General features: G+C 30.4%; 18 protein-coding genes and 1 tRNA gene. 14 read left to right on the forward strand and 5 right to left on the reverse strand.

Annotation, left to right across the window (positions count from 1 at the left end):
- Positions 1–3,141 carry an AAA family ATPase gene (locus bsdtw1_RS21990; protein WP_183279602.1) on the forward strand — a complete coding sequence of 1,047 codons (3,141 nt, stop codon included), beginning with the start codon at positions 1–3 and terminating at the stop codon, positions 3,139–3,141.
- Positions 3,142–3,239: 98 nt separating this feature from the next.
- On the opposite strand, the gene bsdtw1_RS21995 is transcribed toward bsdtw1_RS21990, so the two are convergent.
- Complete coding sequence (locus bsdtw1_RS21995; protein WP_183279603.1) at positions 3,240–4,115, reverse strand: DegV family protein; 876 nt, start codon at positions 4,113–4,115, stop codon at positions 3,240–3,242.
- A gap of 688 nt (positions 4,116–4,803) precedes the next feature.
- Between bsdtw1_RS21995 and bsdtw1_RS22000 the strand changes: the two genes are divergently transcribed.
- From bsdtw1_RS22000 to bsdtw1_RS22020, 5 genes are all read left to right on the forward strand, one after another.
- Positions 4,804–6,063 carry an Nramp family divalent metal transporter gene (locus bsdtw1_RS22000; RefSeq protein WP_183279604.1) on the forward strand — a complete coding sequence of 420 codons (1,260 nt, stop codon included), beginning with the start codon at positions 4,804–4,806 and terminating at the stop codon, positions 6,061–6,063.
- Between the two features lie 148 nt (positions 6,064–6,211).
- Positions 6,212–6,288: transfer RNA gene (locus tag bsdtw1_RS22005), tRNA-Arg, on the forward strand.
- Positions 6,289–6,559: 271 nt separating this feature from the next.
- Positions 6,560–6,949 (forward strand): MerR family transcriptional regulator, encoded by a 390-nt coding sequence (locus bsdtw1_RS22010; RefSeq protein ID WP_183279605.1) that lies wholly within the window; start codon positions 6,560–6,562, stop codon positions 6,947–6,949.
- A 93-nt stretch (positions 6,950–7,042) separates the two neighbouring features.
- Positions 7,043–7,327 (forward strand): hypothetical protein, encoded by a 285-nt coding sequence (locus bsdtw1_RS22015; RefSeq protein WP_183279606.1) that lies wholly within the window; start codon positions 7,043–7,045, stop codon positions 7,325–7,327.
- 278 nt (positions 7,328–7,605) lie between these two features.
- Positions 7,606–8,787 carry a cation diffusion facilitator family transporter gene (locus tag bsdtw1_RS22020; protein WP_183279607.1) on the forward strand — a complete coding sequence of 394 codons (1,182 nt, stop codon included), beginning with the start codon at positions 7,606–7,608 and terminating at the stop codon, positions 8,785–8,787.
- A gap of 71 nt (positions 8,788–8,858) precedes the next feature.
- On the opposite strand, the gene bsdtw1_RS22025 is transcribed toward bsdtw1_RS22020, so the two are convergent.
- On the reverse strand, positions 8,859–9,650 hold the full coding sequence (locus tag bsdtw1_RS22025) for a glycoside hydrolase family 16 protein (protein ID WP_183279608.1): 792 nt from the start codon (positions 9,648–9,650) through the stop codon (positions 8,859–8,861).
- A 548-nt stretch (positions 9,651–10,198) separates the two neighbouring features.
- Here bsdtw1_RS22025 and bsdtw1_RS22030 point away from each other — a divergent pair.
- Positions 10,199–11,170, forward strand: a complete 972-nt coding sequence (locus tag bsdtw1_RS22030; RefSeq protein ID WP_244638206.1) for a polysaccharide deacetylase family protein — start codon at positions 10,199–10,201, stop codon at positions 11,168–11,170.
- A gap of 339 nt (positions 11,171–11,509) precedes the next feature.
- Complete coding sequence (locus tag bsdtw1_RS22035; RefSeq protein WP_183279610.1) at positions 11,510–13,813, forward strand: glycosyltransferase family 39 protein; 2,304 nt, start codon at positions 11,510–11,512, stop codon at positions 13,811–13,813.
- Positions 13,814–13,902: 89 nt separating this feature from the next.
- Here the strand turns inward: bsdtw1_RS22035 and bsdtw1_RS22040 are convergent, their stop codons facing one another.
- Positions 13,903–14,136 carry a DUF1259 domain-containing protein gene (locus bsdtw1_RS22040; RefSeq protein WP_183279611.1) on the reverse strand — a complete coding sequence of 78 codons (234 nt, stop codon included), beginning with the start codon at positions 14,134–14,136 and terminating at the stop codon, positions 13,903–13,905.
- Positions 14,137–14,385: 249 nt separating this feature from the next.
- On the opposite strand from bsdtw1_RS22040, the gene bsdtw1_RS22045 reads away from it, so the two are divergent.
- The gene (locus bsdtw1_RS22045) at positions 14,386–15,951 is read left to right on the forward strand and encodes an FAD-dependent oxidoreductase (RefSeq protein ID WP_183279612.1); all 1,566 of its coding nucleotides are present in this window, start codon (positions 14,386–14,388) and stop codon (positions 15,949–15,951) included.
- 60 nt (positions 15,952–16,011) lie between these two features.
- Here the strand turns inward: bsdtw1_RS22045 and bsdtw1_RS22050 are convergent, their stop codons facing one another.
- Complete coding sequence (locus tag bsdtw1_RS22050) at positions 16,012–16,746, reverse strand: MBL fold metallo-hydrolase (RefSeq protein ID WP_183279613.1); 735 nt, start codon at positions 16,744–16,746, stop codon at positions 16,012–16,014.
- 461 nt (positions 16,747–17,207) lie between these two features.
- On the opposite strand from bsdtw1_RS22050, the gene bsdtw1_RS22055 reads away from it, so the two are divergent.
- The 3 genes from bsdtw1_RS22055 (at position 17,208) to crcB (ending at position 18,575) form a co-directional block, all read left to right on the forward strand.
- Entirely contained in the window at positions 17,208–17,576 is a 369-nt protein-coding gene (locus bsdtw1_RS22055; protein WP_183279614.1) for a VOC family protein, read from the forward strand.
- Between the two features lie 130 nt (positions 17,577–17,706).
- Positions 17,707–18,114 carry a bacteriohemerythrin gene (locus tag bsdtw1_RS22060; protein ID WP_183279615.1) on the forward strand — a complete coding sequence of 136 codons (408 nt, stop codon included), beginning with the start codon at positions 17,707–17,709 and terminating at the stop codon, positions 18,112–18,114.
- Positions 18,115–18,200: 86 nt separating this feature from the next.
- On the forward strand, positions 18,201–18,575 hold the full coding sequence (gene crcB / locus bsdtw1_RS22065; RefSeq protein ID WP_183279616.1) for a fluoride efflux transporter CrcB: 375 nt from the start codon (positions 18,201–18,203) through the stop codon (positions 18,573–18,575).
- An 83-nt stretch (positions 18,576–18,658) separates the two neighbouring features.
- Here crcB and bsdtw1_RS22070 read toward each other — a convergent pair whose 3' ends face one another.
- Positions 18,659–18,892 carry a DUF1292 domain-containing protein gene (locus bsdtw1_RS22070; RefSeq protein WP_183279617.1) on the reverse strand — a complete coding sequence of 78 codons (234 nt, stop codon included), beginning with the start codon at positions 18,890–18,892 and terminating at the stop codon, positions 18,659–18,661.
- A 425-nt stretch (positions 18,893–19,317) separates the two neighbouring features.
- Here bsdtw1_RS22070 and bsdtw1_RS22075 point away from each other — a divergent pair, with 425 nt between their 5' ends.
- A complete protein-coding gene (locus bsdtw1_RS22075) occupies positions 19,318–19,554 on the forward strand; it encodes a hypothetical protein (RefSeq protein ID WP_183279618.1) in 237 nt (78 codons plus the stop codon).
- A 392-nt stretch (positions 19,555–19,946) separates the two neighbouring features.
- Complete coding sequence (locus bsdtw1_RS22080) at positions 19,947–21,095, forward strand: Card1-like endonuclease domain-containing protein (RefSeq protein ID WP_183279619.1); 1,149 nt, start codon at positions 19,947–19,949, stop codon at positions 21,093–21,095.
- The last annotated feature ends 49 nt before the right edge of the window (positions 21,096–21,144 follow it).

The raw sequence follows: 21,144 nt of genomic DNA on the forward strand, positions 1-21,144 counted from the left end.
ATGAGACCTATAAAATTAACTATATGTGCTTTTGGCCCTTATGCAGATGAGCAGACTATAGACTTTGAGGCATTAAAGGATAAAAATATATTCTTGATAACTGGTCCAACTGGAGCAGGTAAAACAACTATATTTGATGCTATAAGCTTTGCACTTTATGGTGAGGCTTCTGGAAGCAGCAGGGATAAGGACAGTCTTAGAAGTGATTTTGCATTAGATGATAATGTAACCTTTGTAGAACTGGAGTTTGAACTTAGAGGAAAGGTCTATAGAATAAAGAGATATCCTCAACAACTAAAAAGAAAGGCTAGAGGAGAAGGGTATACACTAAAAGGTGCTGAGGCTGAACTTATTTTACATAACGGAAATGTAATAACTAAAGTAAATAATGTAGATGAAAAGATAAGCGAAATACTTGGAATAAGTAAACAGCAATTTAAGCAGATTGTGATGCTTCCTCAAGGGGAATTCAGAAAGCTTTTAGAGGCTGAAAGTGTAGAGAGAGAAGCTATATTTAGGAAGATATTTGGTACAGAAGCTTTTTTAGAGATTCAAAATAGATTGGATATTCAAAGAAAGAAGCTTTATGGAGAAATAATGAATGTAAGTAATGAAAGAAAAACTTACATAAGAAATATAGATTGCGGTGATGATGATAAGCTTGTTACCTTAATTAATGCTGAAGATTTAAATATTATAGAAATATTATCTGAAAGTAAGCTAAATGTAGAGCAGGATGAAAATAAGGTAGCTGAAATAAGAGTTACTTTAGAAGAAGCAATAAAAGAGCAAGATAAATTGCAAAAAGAAATGTTTCAAGGACAAGAGATAAATAAAAAACTTGATAATAATAAAACACTTAAAGAAATACTTAATATTGAATTGGATAAAAAAGATATATATATAAGTAAGGAAGCCTCACTTGTGTCAGCTAGAAGTGCAGCTGAAGTTAGACAGGTAGAGGAAGTTCTTGAAGGTAAAATAGTAGATAAAAGATCAAAAGATATTGTAATAAAGCAAAATATATTAAGCCTAGAGAACATTACAAAGATAATGGAAGATGCAAAGTTAAAGCTAGAAAGTGTAGCTAAAAGAGAAGAAGAAAAGAATAAGCTTCTAAGTGACATATCAATCCTTAAAAGTTACGAAATAAAGGTTAAAGATTATGAAGCTAAAAAGAAAAACTTAATTGAATTGGATAATTCTATTAAGTTTAAAGATAAGCTAAGAACTGATTTAAAACAAAAATTAATTATTTTCAAGAAAACTATAGAAGAGAAAAGTCTTTTAGTTAGACAACTTCAAAAAGAGCAGACAGAGTTATCTTCTAGAGAAATTGATTTAACAAATAAGAAAATACAGATTGAAGAGCTCAGAAATCTATATAAATATTATCAGGAATATAGTAAATCATTTTCAATATATGATACTGAAAAGAAGGATTATGCAAGTATAGAGTCAAAGTTTAAAAAAGAAAAACAGGAATATGAGCATCTAGATGAGTTATTTAAAAAAGGTCAAGCAGGACTTTTATCTAAGGAACTTGTGCAAGGAATGCCTTGTCCTGTTTGCGGTTCAACAGAGCATCCAAGTCCCGCCACAATAGTTAAAGAAGTTCCTACTGAAAGTGAACTTAAAATGCTAAAGGAAAGCTTTGATAAGATAAATCAAGAATATCAAAATAAGCTGCAAAGATTATCAGCTTTAAATGCTTCATTGGTTGAATTGGAGAAAAGATATAAGGAACAGGAAGGAAAACTTCAAGGAGTTCTAGGAGAAGATTTCTTAATTTTAAATATAAATAATAAGCTTAAGAATATAGCGGAGGCAGGAAAAACCTTAGCATCTGAATATGACGTTTTAAATAAGCAAATAGAAAAGTTGAAAAACAATTTACTGTTAAAAGAGAAAATTGAGGCTGAAATTGATAAATTAAATAAAGAATATGAGACAGAATCAAGTAATCAGGAAAGGCTTGACAATGAATATACAGAGCTATTTGGTAAGATAAGAGCTGAACAAGAACTGTTAACTAGTATCGAGAATGAAATACCTGAGAGCATAAGATCTTTAAGTGCTCTTCAAAATAGGATAATTAGTAATGAAAAGTTAATAGAAGACATTATAAATTCTTTAAATAGAGCTCAACAGGATTTTAATAAAGCAACTACCAATAAAGCTTCAGCAGAAGCGGAGCTAAAGACTCAAAAGGATAATGCTAAGGAAATAGAAAGTCAGATAGTAATAATACAAGAAAAGTTAAATGCTAAGATAATTGAATGTGGATTTAAGGATTTTGAACACTACAAAGCAGCTTTCTTAACTATGGAAGATATGAAAATCCTAGAGAAGCAACTCAAGGAGTACAATGAGAATCTTAAGTCGTTACAAGATAGATATGATGCTTCAGCAAAAGATATTGAAAATCTAAGTTATGTTAAGTTAGATGATATTAATAACGAGCTAATAGTGTTAAAAGATAGAGAAAAGACAATTAGAGAACAAGAGAAAAAGATATCATTTAGAATTAATACCAATATTAAAGCGTTCAACAAAATAGAAGAACTTACTAATTTGATCAGTGATCAGGAAGAGAAGTATTCTAAGGTAGCAGAACTTGCTAGAGTAGTGAATGGAGATAATGCAGAAAGGGTAACTTTCGAAAGATATGTACTTGCTGCATATTTTGATGAAATAATAGAAGCTGCTAACTCAAGACTTTACAAGATGGCTGGTGGAAGATTTATATTAAGAAGAAAAGAAGAAAAGGGAAAGGGAAGAAAACAAGAAGGCTTAGAGCTTGAAGTGTTTGACAATTACACAGGAAAGGCAAGGCATGTTAAAACATTATCTGGAGGCGAAGGTTTTAAGGCTTCTCTATGTTTAGCTTTAGGCCTTGCAGATGTAATTCAAGCATATGCTGGCGGAATAAATTTAGATACGATGTTTGTTGATGAAGGATTTGGAACTTTAGATCCAGAATCTCTAGATAATGCTATACAGTGTTTAATTGATTTACAACAAGGGGGAAGACTTGTTGGCATAATATCACATGTTCCTGAATTAAAGGAAAGAATAGATGCTAGACTAGAAATTACACCTGCAAGAGAAGGAAGTAAAGCAAAGTTCAACTTTATTTAACATAATATATAAATGTGTGAAAAGACTAGCTAAAAGTAATATGCTTACAATTAGCTAGTCTTTTATATTAAAGTTTAACTTTGCTTCAGGTTAAAAACTTAAGGTTCTCTATGATCTCCTAAGAAGAACAAAGCAATTGTTCCAACTCCAGTATGGCTGCCTATTACAGTTCCGATATAGTTGATTACAATTTCTTTTACCTTATACTTCTCTTTTATCATTTCAGCTAAATTTTCTGCTCCATCTATATAGTCACTATGGGATATAAATACAGTTTGCTCTTCAGGATTCACAACATGTTGCTCAAATTTTTCAAAAAGCATTTTAATAGCTCTTTTACTTCCTTTAGCCTTTGAAAAGTTTTTAAGCTCGCCATCATCATTTACGTAAAGAACAGGTTTTATATTTAGAAGGCTTCCTATAGCTGCTGCAGTAGGAGATATTCTACCACCTCTTTTTAAATGATTAAGGTCATCAACTGTAAATAAGTGACATAGTCTTGATTTGTTTTCTTCAAGCCATTGAACTACTTCATCCTTTGATTTGCCTTGTTCTTTAAGTTTTGCTGCATAATATACTAGAAGTCCATGTCCCATAGAAGCTGCTTTCGTGTCAACAACAGATATATCTGCATTGGGGTATTTTTCAAGTATTTCATTTCTAGCTATTAATCCACTATTAAAAGTACCACTTAGAGCAGATGAGAAGCCAATGTATAATACAGGTACATCATCTTTAACGAATTTTTCAAATTCCTCATAAAATCTGTAGCTGTTTACTTGGCTAGTGGTAGGCATTGAACCATTTCTTATATTATCATAGAACTCTTTATATGTAAGAGTTTTTCCAAAGTCCTCAACAAATTCTTGTCCGTTTAAGTTGCAGACTAGGCCTATATAATTAAGGCTAAATTTATTTATAATTTCTGCTGATAGATCGCATCCAGAGTCAGTGAGTATAACAAAATCTTTCATATTAAAACCGCTCCTTTATCAAGGGTGAATCTCATATAACCTTATATTCAGATGTATAAAAATAATTTAAAAATAAAATATATGAATAAATTTAATAATATAAGGTAAGGATTTCATCCATATTTAATATTAATTTTAGTGTAAAAAATAAATGATTACAATGATTATTGGAAGAATATAGTTGAACATCATTGTATTAGATATGAATTATATTAGTTCATATACATTATACACAAAAATTAACTGATTTTCTAAGAGTGAGTGGAAATTTTACTCTATTATTCTATTTATTAATATAGATGAACCACTTCATCTTTAAATTTATATTTTCAAATTCTCCTCTAAGGACCCAGAGGAGTTTTCAAAATAGATTTCGGATTGAAGTGTTTCATCCTTAGTATGATTACAATTGGCATATTATATTGCATTTATTTATAACTATATTTAGAGAAATTTATTTTTTGTAGCAATTAAATATAGTGAATTGATTTTTCAAGTTGAAGTGTGTATCTTTAATTTCATATAGGTGTATTTTAAAATGTGATATCATTAATACATGATTGCATATAAATAACAGTAAAGTTTGGAAGTTACAAGTTTTAATAGATTATAGACTAAAAAGAGAAAGTGTGATATTGTTTTATTAGATAATAGTTATTATTATATAATAATAACCAGGAGGGATTGTATGAAAATTTTAGATTTTTTAAAAAAAGAAGATCATAAGCCAAAGCATATGGCGCTAGACTTTTTAAAATATATTGGACCAGGAATGCTAGTAACAGTAGGATTTATAGACCCAGGAAATTGGGCTTCAAATATAGCAGCAGGTTCTTCCTATGGATATAAACTATTATGGATGGTTACATTATCTACTATCATGTTAATAGTGCTCCAGCATAATGCTGCACATCTAGGTATAGTTACAGGATTATGTATATCAGAAGCTATAAATAAGCATATAAAACCAGTATTAGCTAGAATGATAACTAGTACAGCAGTATTTGCTGCAGTTGGAACAGCTATGGCAGAAATACTCGGTGCATCCATAGCTTTGAATATGTTATTCCATATACCATTAAAGATTGGAGCTATTATATCAAGCTTAGTGATATTGTGGATGTTATTCTCCAATTCGTACAAGAAGATTGAGAAAATTATAATTGGATTTGTTTCGATAATAGGACTTGCATTTATAATTGAGGTATGCCTTGTAGATGTTAGCTGGGGACAAGCGATAAAAGGATGGGTTACACCATCATTTCCAACGGGTTCTCTTCCTATAATAATGAGTGTTCTTGGAGCAGTAGTAATGCCTCATAACTTGTTCCTACATTCAGAAATAATACAAAGCAGACAATGGAACCTTCAAGATAAGTCTATAATGGAAAAGCAATTGAAATATGAATTTATGGATACATTGTTTTCAATGATTGTTGGATGGGCAATAAATAGTGCTATGATACTTGTTGCAGTATCGTTCTTTGTGAACAATATGCAGGTTACTGAGTTAGAGCAAGCTCAAATACTATTAAAACCACTACTTGGAAATGCTGCCGCTATTATATTTGCAATAGCATTGCTTTTTGCAGGAATATCCTCAAGTGTAACTGCAGGAATGGCTGGAGCTTCTATATTTGCAGGATTATTTGATGAACCATACGATATTCATGATAAGCACACAAAAGCAGGGGTATTAGTAACTATAATTCCAGCACTTATAATAATATTTTTTGTTTCAAATCCATTCAAAGGGTTAATATATTCGCAAATGTTATTAAGTATACAGCTTCCAATAACAATATTTACTCAAATATACCTAACATCTTCAAAGGCGGTTATGGGAGAGTACAAGAATACTAGATGGGAGAATATAGTTCTATGGGTTATAGGTGCAATAGTTGCACTACTAAATGTAGCACTTTTAATAGATACTATAATTCATTAAAGGTATACTATATTGTAGAGAGTTAATAGATAAGCTATTAATTCTCCAAATTTTTCCTTTATAGATATCAACAAAATATGTACAATAGGTTAGTATTGATTTATGTAATCCTTTGTGATAATATTATAGTGTTGTTTAAAAAGAATATGCGGCGGTAGCTCAGTTGGATAGAGTAGCTGGCTACGAACCAGTTGGTCGGGGGTTCGAATCCTCTCCGCCGCACCAGATAAAAAGCTGTAATCATTATTGATTACAGCTTTTTTTGTTATATCCAAATTATAAACTTAGTTCAGCAAACACTTTCTTTAGTGTCCATAACTTCTTAGTAGTTTCTTCATCAATTTCCTCTGCATGAATGCTGCTACCTTTAGGTGATTGGTACATACTGCTTCAGCAATAATATCTACGTCCTTACAATAAACTCCATCCTCTCAATATAATTTTTTAAAACATTACAGCATATAATTAAAAAGCAAAATGTAAAGGGGAGTTTATCATGGGGTACTCCATAAAAGAGGTGTCAGAGAAACTTAATATATCACAATATACTTTAAGGTATTATGAAAAAGAAGGATTAATACCATATTTACATCGTAATTATAGTGGAAGAAGAGTTTATTCAGATAATGATTTGATTTGGATCAAGCTTATAGGATGTATGAAAGCTACTGGAATGTCCATTGCATATATAAAAAACTATGTAGAACTTACTGTTCAAGGAAAGAGTACATTGTTAAAGCGACGTCAAATTATAATTGAGCAAAAAGAAATAATTGAGACAGAAATAAAAAAATATAGTGATTTACTAGAGGTTGTAAATATAAAATTGCAGCGGTATGATCAGATAATTAGGAATGAGCATGAAGTCAATAGCAGTGAAGAGTAGCTTGGAGAGAGAGTCTAAGCTGCTTTTTCATTAGTGATTATATCTATTACTTGTAATATAATGTAAGTATATTGTATTGATGGTGGAGATATTATGAAGTGTTTTTTATTAGGTCTAATAGTTGAAGTTATTTTAATAATCATAAGTCTAATAACTAAACAAATGTGGATATTTACAAGAGGAAGTGAAGTTGTTTTGGGATTGACTGTTCTTCTTGGTGCTGCTGCAAGTAGGGCTGCACTTGGAGATACAGAAGGGATGCCAGCATATTCTAAAGTATCTCTTGAAGAGGTAAATATGTTTGGGATAGTTAAAAAATATATTTATTTTGGGATAACTAGTACTATAGCTATAATAATATCTTATTTATTCGTGTAATAGAAATTAATATAACTAACTATGCACTATAAGAGAAAAGTTATCTATATTTAGTAGTGTGGATGTTTATGGTATAATATTTAGGTGTATTTTGATTAGACAATTGTATTTTTTATTAATTTACATGTAAGGAAACACAAGATATATAGATGTATCACTTCGAACTGAAATATATTTTTAAAATTATCACGGCTTCTGGCGAGAGAATTTAAAAATAATAAGTTTTATTACGAAGTGGTACATCCATAGCAATAAAATAATAATGGAGGTGAGTCTTAATGAAATTTATCTTTGATTTTTTGATCAAGAGATTTGTAAAGGACTATGAGAATGTTAATTCACAAAATGTCAGACAATCCTATGGTTCGCTTGGAGGGAAAGTAGGCATTATAATTAATTCTTCAATTCTTATTTTGGAACTTGTAATTGGTCTGTTCCTTAATAGTATAGCTATTACTGCTGACGCTTTTCATAACTTAACAGATGCATTATCTTCACTTATAACCATAGTCAGCTTTAAGTTATCAAATCGTCCTGCAGATGATAAACATCCTTTTGGATATGGAAGAATAGAATACCTTACAGCACTTTTATTTGCAGCTGCAATACTTGTAGTTGGGGTTGAGTTTATAAGAAGCTCAGTTTTACGTATACTTCATCCAGTAGAGGTACCTTTTAATTTAGTAAGCTTTATTTGTATGGCCTGTGCTTTGCCACTGCAGATCTTTCTTAATAGATTTACTAACTATATAGGTAATAAGATTAATTCATCAGCTTTAAAGGCTTCGGCTTTAGAATCTTTTACTGATATTTTAGTGTTGTCAATGGTTACATTATCATTACTAATAACTAGGTTTACATCTTTCCCTATAGATGGCTACGTGGGAGTAATAGTATCACTATTTATTCTTCATTCAGGCTTTGAACTTGGAAAAGAAATGCTTAATACAATAATAGGATCAGCACCTGAAAAAGAATTTGTTGATGCTTTGATAAATAGTGTAGTAAGTTACAAGCCTATTACAGGAGTGCATGATTTAGTTATTCATAACTATGGGCCAGGCAGGTATATAGCTTCTCTACATGCTGAGGTTCCACATGATGTACCTATTATGGAAATTCATGATGTTATAGATAAAGTTGAGAAAGAGATAGGACATAAAATGAACGTATATCTTTCAATACACATGGATCCAGTGAAAGTAGATAGCCCAGAGGTTATAAAACTAAAGAAGAAAGTTTTTGAGCATATAAGTAAAATAGATGGCGTATTATCTATGCATGATTTTAGAGTTGTTGGTGATTGCGAAGAAAAAACACTTATATTCGATGTTGTATTAGATAAGCCTTATTTTAGTGAAGATAAGGAAAAAGAAGTTAAGGGCAAGATAGAAAGTTCTATAGAAAATTTATATCCATCATATAAAAGCATAATTAATTTTGATAGAGAGTTCTATTAAACAAAAAGTACCTAGGATGGTAAGCTTAAGAGATAAGCTGCCTTCTAGGTACTTCTTATTTTTGTTAAATGTTATTGATATACTCTAACGTAGTCAACAAGCATTTGTGCAGGGAATGCAGTTGATGTATTTGGGTTACCTGGCCAGGTTCCGCCAACAGCTAAGTTTAAGATTATAAAAAATGGTTTATGGAACTCATCAGTGCCATTTATATTGTTAGCTATATTTGCTTCATTGAATTGAACTCCATCAACGAACCACTTTATTGAATTAGTATCCCATTGAATTGCATAAGTGTGATATTGAGTTACATCGATATTTCCTGATGGGTTTCCATAGTATGCATGACCATTATTATCCCAATGTATAGTACCATGAATAACGTTTTCAAGATTGATATGTTCCATAATATCAATTTCTCCACATGCAGGCCAACCAACTTGAGTTATATTTTGTCCAAGCATCCAAAATGCAGGCCATAGACCTTGTCCTTGAGGCATTTTTATTCTAGCCTCAACTCTTCCGTAAGTCCAGTTCTTAAGACCTTGAGTTTTTAATCTAGCTGAAGTGTAAGCTGCACCACCATAACTTTCTTTTCTAGCTTCTATGATTAGGTTTCCGTTTGCTACTCTAGCATTTTCAGATCTATTAGTATAATATTGAAGCTCGCTGTTTCCCCAACCGCCTGCACCTGTATCAAAGGTCCAGTTTGAGGTGTTAATAGAAGTTCCGTTAAATTCATCACTCCAAACTAAGGTTGAAGCAGTAGCAGCTTTCACTGTTGTTGTATTAGTATAAGGCATGAATGATGCGGTAAGTGCAAGTATAGCAGGTATAGCAAGAAATTTTCCTATTTTAGACATAGTAATCCCCCTAAATTTTAAATTTTTATTAGATTAGCTTTAAAAATATGATTGGATGATTAGTTTGTAGAATGCCCCTTATTTATAGGGCGTTAGTAAAGGTTAAATCTCCCCCTTTTTCTGCTAAGATTTTGAGAAAAGTATAAAAGATAAGTTGAATTGATTTGATAAAGTAAAAATACTTTATATGATGAGTGATTAATGTTAGATATATTGTTACGTATATTTAGAATAGAAATAGAATATGTTTGAATATTTTAAATATTATAAACTTATTATACCATAATGTGTTAATAAATCCATAGATCAACATAAAATTATTAAAAATTATTATGTATATGTTTCACTCATAACTATATTGCGATTGAGTGCTTATTAGTTTTAACAATAAGAGATGAATAAACTATAAAAATTGCTCATATTTTATATAAGCAAATATTTGAAGGTTTTCAAAGCTCCTATGTGTTTTAACAAGAGAATTTGAGAATATAAATTTAAGTATGAAGTGGCTGATCTGTATAATTATTTATGTGCTGGGGGATTGTAGATTGAAGAAAAGATACAATAAAACCAAAAGTTTAAGGAAAAGAATTAGAGCTTTATTTTTTTGTGTTCTAATTTTAATGTCATCTATAATTATTACTAATAGGTACACACAAAGCGATTCAGAAAAAACAAAAGAAGTACAATCATATAGTGAAATAAAACAAGGAAATAGAAATGAAAATTTAGTTAATGTGGTTTATGAATCTTCCAGTGATAATAATGATTTGGTTGCTAATTCAAAAAATAATAATATAAAAAGAGAAAATGGTGGAGAAGTAGTTAACTCTGTAGATGAAGATTCAAACAGTTTTGATTGTGGAAAGATACAAGATTTTCTAACAAAAAATATTAGAATAGAAGATAATAAAAAAATTGCATTTTTAACCTTTGATGATGGGCCTTCTACCACTGTTACACCAAGGATTCTAAATATCTTAAAAGAGAATAATGTAAAGGCTACATTCTTTATAGTAGGAAAGCAATTAGAGGAAGCTCCTGAAGCAAAAAATATACTTTTAGAGACTTATAAGCAAGGTAATGCTATAGCTAATCATACTTATTCACATAATTACTCAAAACTATATCCCCATGGCATAGTTGATGTAAATAACTTTATGGCTGAAGTAGAGCAAAACAACCATATACTGAAAGCTGTGTTAGGTGAAAACTTTAATACAAAAGTAATAAGATATCCTGGTGGACATGCATCTTGGAAAGGTACTGAAGGATTAGATAAGAAGCTTGAAGATAAAAACTATAAATATATAGATTGGAATGCTTTAATAGGAGATGCTGAAGGTGGTGCAAAAACGAAAGATCAGCTTATAAAAAGATATCATCAAACTTTTATAGGACAGGAAAAGGTTGTTTTATTAATGCATGACACATATGGTAAGCAAAGTACTGCAGAAGCGCTTCCATATATAATTGGTGATTTGAAAAGCAAAGGATATGAGTTTAGGACATTAAAGTAAGCTTCTTTATAATAGAGAAGACAATTGATAAATAGTATGAATCTAATGTATATGTTAAGAATTTAGATAATTACAATGCGCTAATTTAAATATATAGGGACTGCTCTAGAACGATGTTGTGTTGTTTTAGAGCAGTTTTTATTATGTATGATTTTATACTTAAATAAGTATAAAAAATGTGAAGTTTAATCACACAAACTTCACATTTTGTTTTGATATTAGTTAGACTATTAAAATTTATAATTCTAAATATAGAAATGGAAAGTAAAAATACTATGGACTGTAGGGGTGATTAAGATGACTAATCACACTGGTTAGTCAATTAAGGGAGGATTAATGATGAAAAAAATAAAGGCTACTAAAGAAACTATTGCTTTAGTTTTAATTACAATATTATCGGCAGTACTTAACTTTGGTAATTTAGGGATTGAAGGAACAGCCAATGCTTATTATGCTGCAGCTGCTAAAAGTATGACTATGAGTTTTAAAAATTTCTTCTTTGTGTCTTTTGATCCAGCAGGATTTGTAAGTATAGATAAGCCGCCTCTAGGATTTTGGCTTCAAGCTATCTCAGCTAAGATTTTTGGGTTTAGTGGATGGAGTATAATACTTCCTCAAGCCTTAGCAGGGGTAATATCTGTTGTAATAATATATCATTTAGTTAAAAGATCTTTTGGAAGTGTTGCTGGTCTTATATCGGCATTATCACTAGCAATAACACCAGTTTTTGTAGCAGTAAGCAGAAACAATTCAGTTGATAATACATTGGTTATGGTGCTTCTACTAGCATGCTGGGCATTAACAGTAGCAGCAGAGAATGGTAAGCTTAAGTATCTTATACTAAGTATGGTTCTAGTAGGTATAGGCTTTAATGTAAAGATGCTACAAGCATATATGATAGCACCTGCTTTATATATAACATATCTTCTTTCAACAGCAACTACAATTAAGAAGAGAATACTAAATTTAATAATAAGCACTTTCATATTAATGGCGGTTTCTTTATCATGGGCAGTTATTGTTGACTTAGTGCCAGCAAGCAGCAGACCATACGTTGATAGTAGTACAAATAACACAGTTATGGAACTTATAGTAGGACATAATGGGATAGAAAGAATTAGCTTAAGCAGCAATAATAATGGTAATGGTGGCGGAGCACCTAGCGGAAATGGTCAACGTCCTTCAAGACAGCAAGATGGAACTGACGCTACTTCTAGTGCAACACAAAATAATCAAAATCAAAATACATCAAACAATACAAGCAGCAATACACAATATGGAAGTGACCAAATGGCACCTGGAGGAAATGGTCAATTCACACCACCAAGCGGTGATGGAGGATTTGGTCCAGGAGGTAACATGCAAGGTGGCGGCGGTCAAATGGGTGGAGGAAGTTCAGGACTTGCAGGTAGCTTTGGAGCTCAAACACCATCTAGCATTACAAGACTATTTTCAAAAAATATACTTTCAGACCAAATAGTTTGGTTTATACCACTTGCTATATTTGGATTTATAGCAGCGGCAATTAAAGAAAAGCTAAAATTCCGTTTGGATAATACTAAAAAACAAGCTTTAGCTTTATGGGGAATGTGGTTCTTACCAGTATTTATATATTTTAGTTTTAATACAGGTACATTTCATTCATATTACTTAACAATGTTAGCACCACCAACTGCGGCTTTAGCTGGAATTGGAATAACAACTATGTGGGAACTTTATAAAGAAGGTGGATGGAAATCATGGTTCTTACCAGTTGCTTTATTAGCTAATGGTTTAGTTCAAATGCTAATGTTATATTACTTTGTTGACACATCAAATATTATAAAAATATTAGCAGCATTAGTGATAGCATTATGTTTAGGTTCATCAATAATTCTTTTAATATTAAATCTTATGAATATTGGAAAGAAAGAATTAGAACATGAATTAAACAATGAAAGACATGGTAAAATGCTTAAACTTAAAAAGATAATAGTAAGTTTAGCGGTAGTAGGACTTATGGTAACTCCTTTTGCAGGATCAGCGGCAGCTTTAGTATATCCTTTAAATAATTCATTCCCAGCAGCAGGTTTAGAACTTTTATCAGGTAGTTCAACAGGTGAAGGCCAAATGGGTGGAAACATGAAAAATAGTAAAGATTCAGCATTAGTAAGCTTCCTAGAGAAAAATAAGACTGCTAATCAAAAGTACTTACTTGTTGTATCAAATGCTAACTCAGCGTCAGATATAATAATAAGCACTGGAGAATCTGTAATGGCTATAGGAGGCTTCCTTGGAAATGATAAGTCAATAACTTTAGATCAATTTAAACAATTAGTAGCTAAAGGTGAAGTAAGATATGTAATGACTGGCGGAATGGGTGGAGGAAATTCATCAAGCAGTGAGATAATGAATTGGGTACAGCAAAATGGTAAGTTAGTTTCCTCAAGTGAATATAGTGATTCTACTCAAGGAAATGTTACGGATGATGCAGCGATATCAGACCCATCAGGAACTACTAAAGCTACAGGTGATAATAATACTTCAACTGATAGTACATCAAATCAAGATGATCAATTTAGACAAAATGGTAGAGGTTTTGGTGGAAACTCGGGAGCATTGTATGATTTAAAAGCTTATACGGATAGTGTAGGATCAAAATAAAATATATTTACTGGGAAATAAATAAAACACCTTCTATAGAAAGATAGCTTCTGTAGAAGGTGTTATCTTTTATAATTAATGATAGTTATTTACTTTCTTAAACCCCTTAGGGCATCTGCTACCTTTCTTGCAAAAGCTAGTGGATTATCTATAGATTCAAAAGAAAACAATGCAGATAGAGCTAATGGGGAATGAATTGGTCTACCTAATGTTTCTGCAGGTATGTCTCTCATGAAAGTTACAGCACATACCTTATTATTAGAAGTAAGAATTTCTGCGCCAAGAATTTTTGCAAATTCACTGCAAATATTACGTCTTTCCATAATTAATTAAATCCTCCTATATCTTTAGAAATCAAATTGTTTGCTTCTTTACTCTACATAGGAAGGTATATTATAGTATGAAAGCAATACATAAAATGTGTACAAACTATACTTTGTATTAAAATTAATTATATAAAAGACCTGTTAGGAAAATTTATGAATATGCACATAATATTTCATCTAAGGTAAAAAATAATAATTGTTTATTCAAAAAGCATATTTTAAAAAGTTATTTTCAGGAGGTCGCAAATGGAGAATATAAATGGAAAAGAATTTGATGTGTTTTCAAGTAATCATGAACCTTATTGGATTGCGTCAACAAATAAAACTAATTATCCTAAGTTAGAAGACGATATAACAGTAGATGTAGCGATAATAGGAGGAGGTATTGTTGGAATAACTACAGCTTTCCTTTTAAAAAAACAAGGATTTAAAGTTGCTATCTTAGAAGCTAACAGTATTGCACATGGTACTACTGGACATACAACTGCAAAGATAACTTCTCAGCACGGTTTAATTTATGATAAGCTAACTAATAATTTTGGAGAAGAAAAAGCAAGAAAGTATGCAGAAGCCAATGAATCAGCAATTCAATTCATCCATAATTTAGCCAAGGAGAAAAATATTGATTGTGATTTTCAGTGGAATCCCTCTTATATATACACTCAATCAGATGAGTATATAGAAAAAATTCAAAATGAAGTAAAAGCAGCTTCTAAGCTAGGAATAAAAGCAACATATCTTGACTCAGTACCATTGCCTTTTAGTATAAAGGCTGCAGTAAGATTTGATGATCAAGCACAATTCCACCCATTAAAATATCTTCTTGCATTAGCTGGTGATATACCTGGAGATGGAAGTAATATATTTGAGAATACAAAAGTAGTTGATGTTGATGATAATGAAAAATGTGTAGTAAAAACAGATGAAGGTAAAAAGGTTACTGCATGGAAGGTTATAGTAGCATCACATTTTCCTTGCTATGACGGATTAGGGTTATATTTTGCAAGGATGCATGCAGAAAAATCATATATAATAGGGGTTAAGGCTAAGGACCCATTTCCAAAAGGTATGTTTATAAGTGCAGAGAAACCAGTAAGATCTCTTCGTTCCCAAAAGTTTGAAGATGGCGAGCTCATATTAGTAGCTGGAGAGCATCATAAAACTGGAAGTGAGACAAAAACTAATATTCATTATGAAAACTTAGGGAAGTTTGCAAAAGAAAACTTTAATTTAGAAAGTATTTTATATAGATGGTCAACACAAGATTGTGTAACAGTAGATAGTGTCCCATATGTGGGATATATAAATTCAAACACTTCAAATGTTTTGGTAGCTACTGGTTTTGGTAAATGGGGCATGACTAATGGCACTGTTTCAGCCATGATTTTGACAGATTTACTTACAAAAGGTGAAAATCAATGGGCATCAGTCTATAATCCATCAAGGTTTGATATAAGCTCTGTTCCTAATATAATTTCAGATAACTTAGATGTAGCTAAAAATCTTATATCAGGTAAGCTTTCACCGGTTCCTAATGATATAGATATTAAGAATGGTGAAGCACAAGTTATAGAAATAGATGGTCAAAAGATGGGAGCATATAGAGATGAAAATGGGGGTCTTCATGTAGTTGATACAACATGTACACATATCGGTTGTGAACTTCAGTGGAATGAAGCTGAGAAGACTTGGGATTGCCCATGCCACGGTTCAAGATTCAATTATGATGGTGGCAATGTTGAAGGTCCTGCGTTTAAAAGATTGAATTACCAAGGATGTGGACGTAACAAACCAGATCCAAATATATTTTAACTAGATCTATATAGAAATAACCTATTAATAAAAAATAGTATAGGTTATTTCTATATGGCATTATAGTTGTAATTCTTGCCCTCTATGTTTTATTTCTTTAACATCTACAGGTAGTGACGCAACTTTTTCTTTAAATTTAGTTGTAGTTGCATAATCTTCACCAAAATGCATCGGAATAAATATTTTTGGAGAGAGTTCTTTTATGAAGTATTCTCCACCAACACAGTAATTGTGTTCAAGCCTTGGATCTACAGGAAATAACGCTATATCTATATTATTGGCCTTTATCTTGGATATTTCAGCCTTGAACATCTGTTCAGCCTCTTTAATATCAGATTCTTCATCATCCCACCAATACCACCAATTTAAATCACCTGAGTGAAATATGTTGGTGCCATCAACCTTAACTAAAAAAGATATTCCGAGATCTGTTGAGCCAAAAGCCTTGATTTCCACACCTTGTATATTTAATGTTTCATAAGCTGATATTATATTTATATTTTTACTATTGCTATTAGGCTGTATATCACTGCTTAACACATAGCTAATGTCTGATCTTATGCCTTCCCATTCAAGAATAACTGGATTAAAGTGATCTGCGTGGCTATGAGAGGAAAATACTATTAGTTTTTTAGATATATTTAAGTCTTCTTCACTTATAGCGCCAGTTGTTCTATTTTTTATACAACTATCAACAGTATCCTTAAAGTAATCGAAGATTAAAAGATAGTTTTCAGTTTCTACTGAAAATCCGCTATTGTAAAGATAATTTATTTTTACATTAAATTTATTCATTTATATCCCCCGTTTCATGATTTGTTAAAGATTAGCTTACAATTATTACAAATTATAGACTTTATTATAAAATACTTCAATAATCGTAATACAGTTCTTTACTTAAGAAAGTAATAATTTAATTAGTTCTATTTATAAATATGTTTAACAAATTTAAAACATAATATGAGTTGGACCATACCTTTAATGGTTATAAAAATATTATAATATATTAGCTAATAATATATTATGGAAATAAAGTTTCATACATTGAATAAAAATATTGGAACGTATAAACATTATTTTCATATTATGATGTTCATTAAATATAAATTTTATAATATAATTATAATCAGGAAAATAATTTTATAGATGAGAATTATAATTTGCATTATAAAATTCAGAGTGTCTATATTGTGGAAAATAATAATTGATTAATAAAAGGTTATTTTATAATGCTTTATTTTTAAGGAGGTTTGAATATGAATTTTAGATTTGACCATAACAACATAAATGTTTTAAATCTTGAAAAGAGCTTGGCTTTTTACGAAAAGGCCTTAGGATTAAAGGAAGTTAGAAGAAAGGTTGCTGGGGATGGAAGCTTTATATTAGTTTATTTAGGTGACGGTGTATCAAAACATACTTTAGAGCTTACTTGGCTTAGAGATTGGAAGGAACCATATAATCTAGGAGACAATGAGTTCCACCTAGCATTAAAAGTTGATGATTTTGATGCAGCTCATGCTCTTCATGAAGAGATGGGATGCATTTGTTTTGAAAATAAGTCAATGGGAATATACTTCATTAATGACCCAGATGAATATTGGATTGAGATAATTCCTACAAGATAGTAATAAAACTTCAGGCTTAGTTCAGTAAACCTGAAGTTTTATTACATTATATAGAAATTAAACTACAAAACAATGGGAATACTTATTATTGTATTTTGATTTTAGATAAAACTAAGAAAGGAGAAGATTGATGTTTGAGCTTACAAAAGAGTATGAAACAGGCATAGATAAGATAGATAAAGAGCATAGAAGATTATTTGAACTTGCTGATGAGTGCTATAATCTTCTCAAGGAAGAGGTTTGTGATAATAAGTATGAAAAGGTGAAAAAGGTTATAAATGAATTAAAAGATTATGCCAAGTTTCATTTTAACGAAGAAGAAAAGCTAATGGAAAGTGTGAGACACAAGCAAATCTTTACACATAAACTACAACATGATTATTTTATTGAAAAAGTTGATGCTATAGATATTGATGATATAGAATCTAATCAAGATCAGTATATAATTGATATATTAACATTTATAGTTGCATGGATAAGGCAACATATACTAAGTAAGGATGCTCAATACGTACATGATGTAGAGCAAAGTTTGTAGTAATTTTAATGGGAAAGATTATAGCTATTATACATGATTTGATTTTTTGTTTTATTAAATAAATTATATTTTTAAGGTGGGAAACTATGCAAAAAGTATTATATGTAGGAATAGGTGGATTTATAGGAGCTGCCTTAAGATATATCATATCAATCCATTCTCCAAAACTGTTTGGTACTACTTTACCTTATGGTACACTAATTGTAAATGTAGTGGGAGGGGTACTTATAGGTTTTATAACACAACTAAGTATTAGCACACAAATGATTTCTCCAAATCTAAAGTTATTCTTAACTACCGGTATAATGGGTGGTTTAACTACATTCTCTACCTTTAGTTATGAAACAATTAATTTGTTTTCTGAAGGTTCATATATATTGGCCATGGTCAATATATGCTTAAATCTTTTTTTAAGTCTTATTGGAGTAGTACTGGGAAAAGGAATAGCACAAAATATATAAAAGGTTTTTATATTATAAATAGATACTTTATAGATGATTTAATTTATTAGCCCAGATTATCATTAATCTGGGCTAATAAGTTATTATAGGTGAGCAGTTTGTTTTACTTGATTAATTATATCTTGGCTTTCTACTTCTTCTAAGGATTCATTCCAATGTTTATCAAACTTTATCTTATATATTTCTACACTACTTTCATCATCAACAGGACACATAAGTACATATTCAGCCGAGTTAACTAAAACTTGATCTAAAATCTTATATTCAATTTTATTTCCATTTTCATCTCTAAAACTCATGATTTTGTGTTGAGCCATAATATATTTCTCCTTTCCATTTTATTTACGCTTTTATTATTTACATAAATATAAATTATATGAGAGGTAAATAATAAAATAAGATAGTTATAAATGATTTTTATGACTTAAATTTTAATATTTAGGGAACCCTTATACTGAAACTTTAATAAATTGGTCAATAAATTTGAAAGGAGTTGAAAAACCGTTTGTTTAGACTAATTTTACATAAAATTATGTCTTATGTAGGGTGAATACATCCGAAGTTACGCCTATGGAGTGTTAGACCAGACGAAACTATATGTTTTATCGGTATATAGATCGTGCACGGTGAAGTAGGAAGTAAACATAAACTTCTATAGCTTTTATAGAGTTTTTTAGTTTACATAACGGTATATATGAATAGGAGTGTAGGAGTAAACCTTAATAAAGAATTTAGACATCTTATGAAGTATAAAAGATCACCTTTTCCAAAGGAAGATTTAGAATCAGCTTATATGGAATATGATCATTGTGAACAAAAAGAATATGATCATCACCATAATAATGATAAACAACATGAAATGTTTGAAGATTGGGGAATGAAGGAATGTATATATGCTAGTGTTGGATTGGTGGTTTCAGTAGCCTCTTTAGCTTATGTACTAACAAGGCCTCATGGAAAGAAATTTAGCATGTTTTAATAAATAATGAGAGATTAACTGCTATAGGGTTTCTTCACTATAATAGTATTTTATATTGACTAATAATTTGTATGAGAATTAGTCTTGTAACTACGATTAGTGATGGACCCTATAAATTTTATCTTAATCATTGAAAATGTATTAGTTCAAACCGAAGCTTATTTTCAAAACTCTTTTGATTTCTAAGAGTAGGACTTGAAAATATAAGTTTAAATATAAGGTGGTTCATTTATAAATGTGGATTTTAACTTAAGTTACCAAGTTGGACGTGCTATATAATAAGGACAGATAATTATTGAAACTTATAGTTGGAGGGTCTAGCTTTTAGCTGTGTATATAAGCATGATTGTATTCACAATATATATAATAAAAAGATAATTTGAGGTGATCAAGTGGAATATAATACTTTAGTAAACTTATTAGACACCCATAATGAGGCTAATATAATAGCTACTGATAGATTTAAACCTAAAGAAGTTATATTTATATATAAGCAAGTTAAAGAGCAGCAGCTTCAATTAGATATTTTGAAAAAATATTATAATAGCAAATTTCCCAGTATTACATTTACTAGTGAATCTATAGATAAATTTAATGTTGAAAGTATTAAATCAGTGCTTGAAAAATATAAAAATAAAGGGTTATTGATAAACGTAACAAGTGGAGAAAGAATATATTCGCTAACCTTGCTCTATCTTGCACAAAAGTATAATATAAAATGTATTTATTTAGATGCTGAAAATAAAAAACTCATAAGTTTTAATGATGAGGGAATCGATATAACTGGTGAAAACTTTTATGATTTAAACATAGAAGAGATTATTGAAAGTTCAGGCGGATCTATAATAGTAGATTCCACTGAAAATAACAATAAGGCAATAATAGATCAGATAACCGACTTAATATCAAATAATTTAGGTATGTGGGAGCGTTTAAAATATAGATTATATGATTCTAAGGTATTTATCCATAATCAATTAGATCCTATGACTATAAAGCTTGATATGAATTATCTTACTAAAGAAGAAATCGATATATATAATTCTATGTTAGATTTATTGAAAAAGAATAATCAAATACAATATACCTTAGAACAACACAACCACATTACGATAAAGTTTTTGAACAATCACATAAAAAGCTTTATATTCAAAAGTGGTTCTTGGTTAGAAGCATATACAAAGCGAGTAGTAGATAACATACGACAGGTAGATGAGGTTAAAAGTGGTTTGTTATTTTTTTGGGATGATGAAAAGAATAGAGTTAAAAATGAATTAGATGTAGTTGCAATAAAAAACTCTACCCTCATATGTATATCATGTAAAGATACAGCAAAATATGATGAGATTGCCCTTAATGAGCTTAATGTGTATGCAGAACAATTAGGTGGAGAGAATGTAGTTAAGATTTTAGTAGCAACAAAAGTTCCATTAAAACATTCTGTACAAGAGAGAGCTAAAGAAATGAATATTGAGTTGGTTATTTATGATGGAAATAAGAAAGTGTTTGAAGAAAAGTTAAGAAAGATAATACTAAGATAGCTATTTATATGCTAAAAGCCTCTTCTGATAGTTAAGAAGAGGCTTTTAG

The organism is Clostridium fungisolvens (assembly GCF_014193895.1).
In the GTDB taxonomy this organism is placed as follows: Bacteria; Bacillota; Clostridia; order Clostridiales; family Clostridiaceae; genus Clostridium_AR; species Clostridium_AR fungisolvens.

Coding starts and splice junctions, on each gene's coding strand:
- bsdtw1_RS21990 (WP_183279602.1), top strand. CDS start 1: ATGAGACCTATAAAATTAACTATATGTGCTTTTGGCCCTTATGCAGAT.
- bsdtw1_RS21995 (WP_183279603.1), bottom strand. CDS start 4,115: ATGAAAGATTTTGTTATACTCACTGACTCTGGATGCGATCTATCAGCA.
- bsdtw1_RS22000 (WP_183279604.1), top strand. CDS start 4,804: ATGAAAATTTTAGATTTTTTAAAAAAAGAAGATCATAAGCCAAAGCAT.
- bsdtw1_RS22010 (WP_183279605.1), top strand. CDS start 6,560: ATGGGGTACTCCATAAAAGAGGTGTCAGAGAAACTTAATATATCACAA.
- bsdtw1_RS22015 (WP_183279606.1), top strand. CDS start 7,043: ATGAAGTGTTTTTTATTAGGTCTAATAGTTGAAGTTATTTTAATAATC.
- bsdtw1_RS22020 (WP_183279607.1), top strand. CDS start 7,606: ATGAAATTTATCTTTGATTTTTTGATCAAGAGATTTGTAAAGGACTAT.
- bsdtw1_RS22025 (WP_183279608.1), bottom strand. CDS start 9,650: ATGTCTAAAATAGGAAAATTTCTTGCTATACCTGCTATACTTGCACTT.
- bsdtw1_RS22035 (WP_183279610.1), top strand. CDS start 11,510: ATGAAAAAAATAAAGGCTACTAAAGAAACTATTGCTTTAGTTTTAATT.
- bsdtw1_RS22040 (WP_183279611.1), bottom strand. CDS start 14,136: ATGGAAAGACGTAATATTTGCAGTGAATTTGCAAAAATTCTTGGCGCA.
- bsdtw1_RS22045 (WP_183279612.1), top strand. CDS start 14,386: ATGGAGAATATAAATGGAAAAGAATTTGATGTGTTTTCAAGTAATCAT.
- bsdtw1_RS22050 (WP_183279613.1), bottom strand. CDS start 16,746: ATGAATAAATTTAATGTAAAAATAAATTATCTTTACAATAGCGGATTT.
- bsdtw1_RS22055 (WP_183279614.1), top strand. CDS start 17,208: ATGAATTTTAGATTTGACCATAACAACATAAATGTTTTAAATCTTGAA.
- bsdtw1_RS22060 (WP_183279615.1), top strand. CDS start 17,707: ATGTTTGAGCTTACAAAAGAGTATGAAACAGGCATAGATAAGATAGAT.
- crcB (WP_183279616.1), top strand. CDS start 18,201: ATGCAAAAAGTATTATATGTAGGAATAGGTGGATTTATAGGAGCTGCC.
- bsdtw1_RS22070 (WP_183279617.1), bottom strand. CDS start 18,892: ATGGCTCAACACAAAATCATGAGTTTTAGAGATGAAAATGGAAATAAA.
- bsdtw1_RS22075 (WP_183279618.1), top strand. CDS start 19,318: ATGAAGTATAAAAGATCACCTTTTCCAAAGGAAGATTTAGAATCAGCT.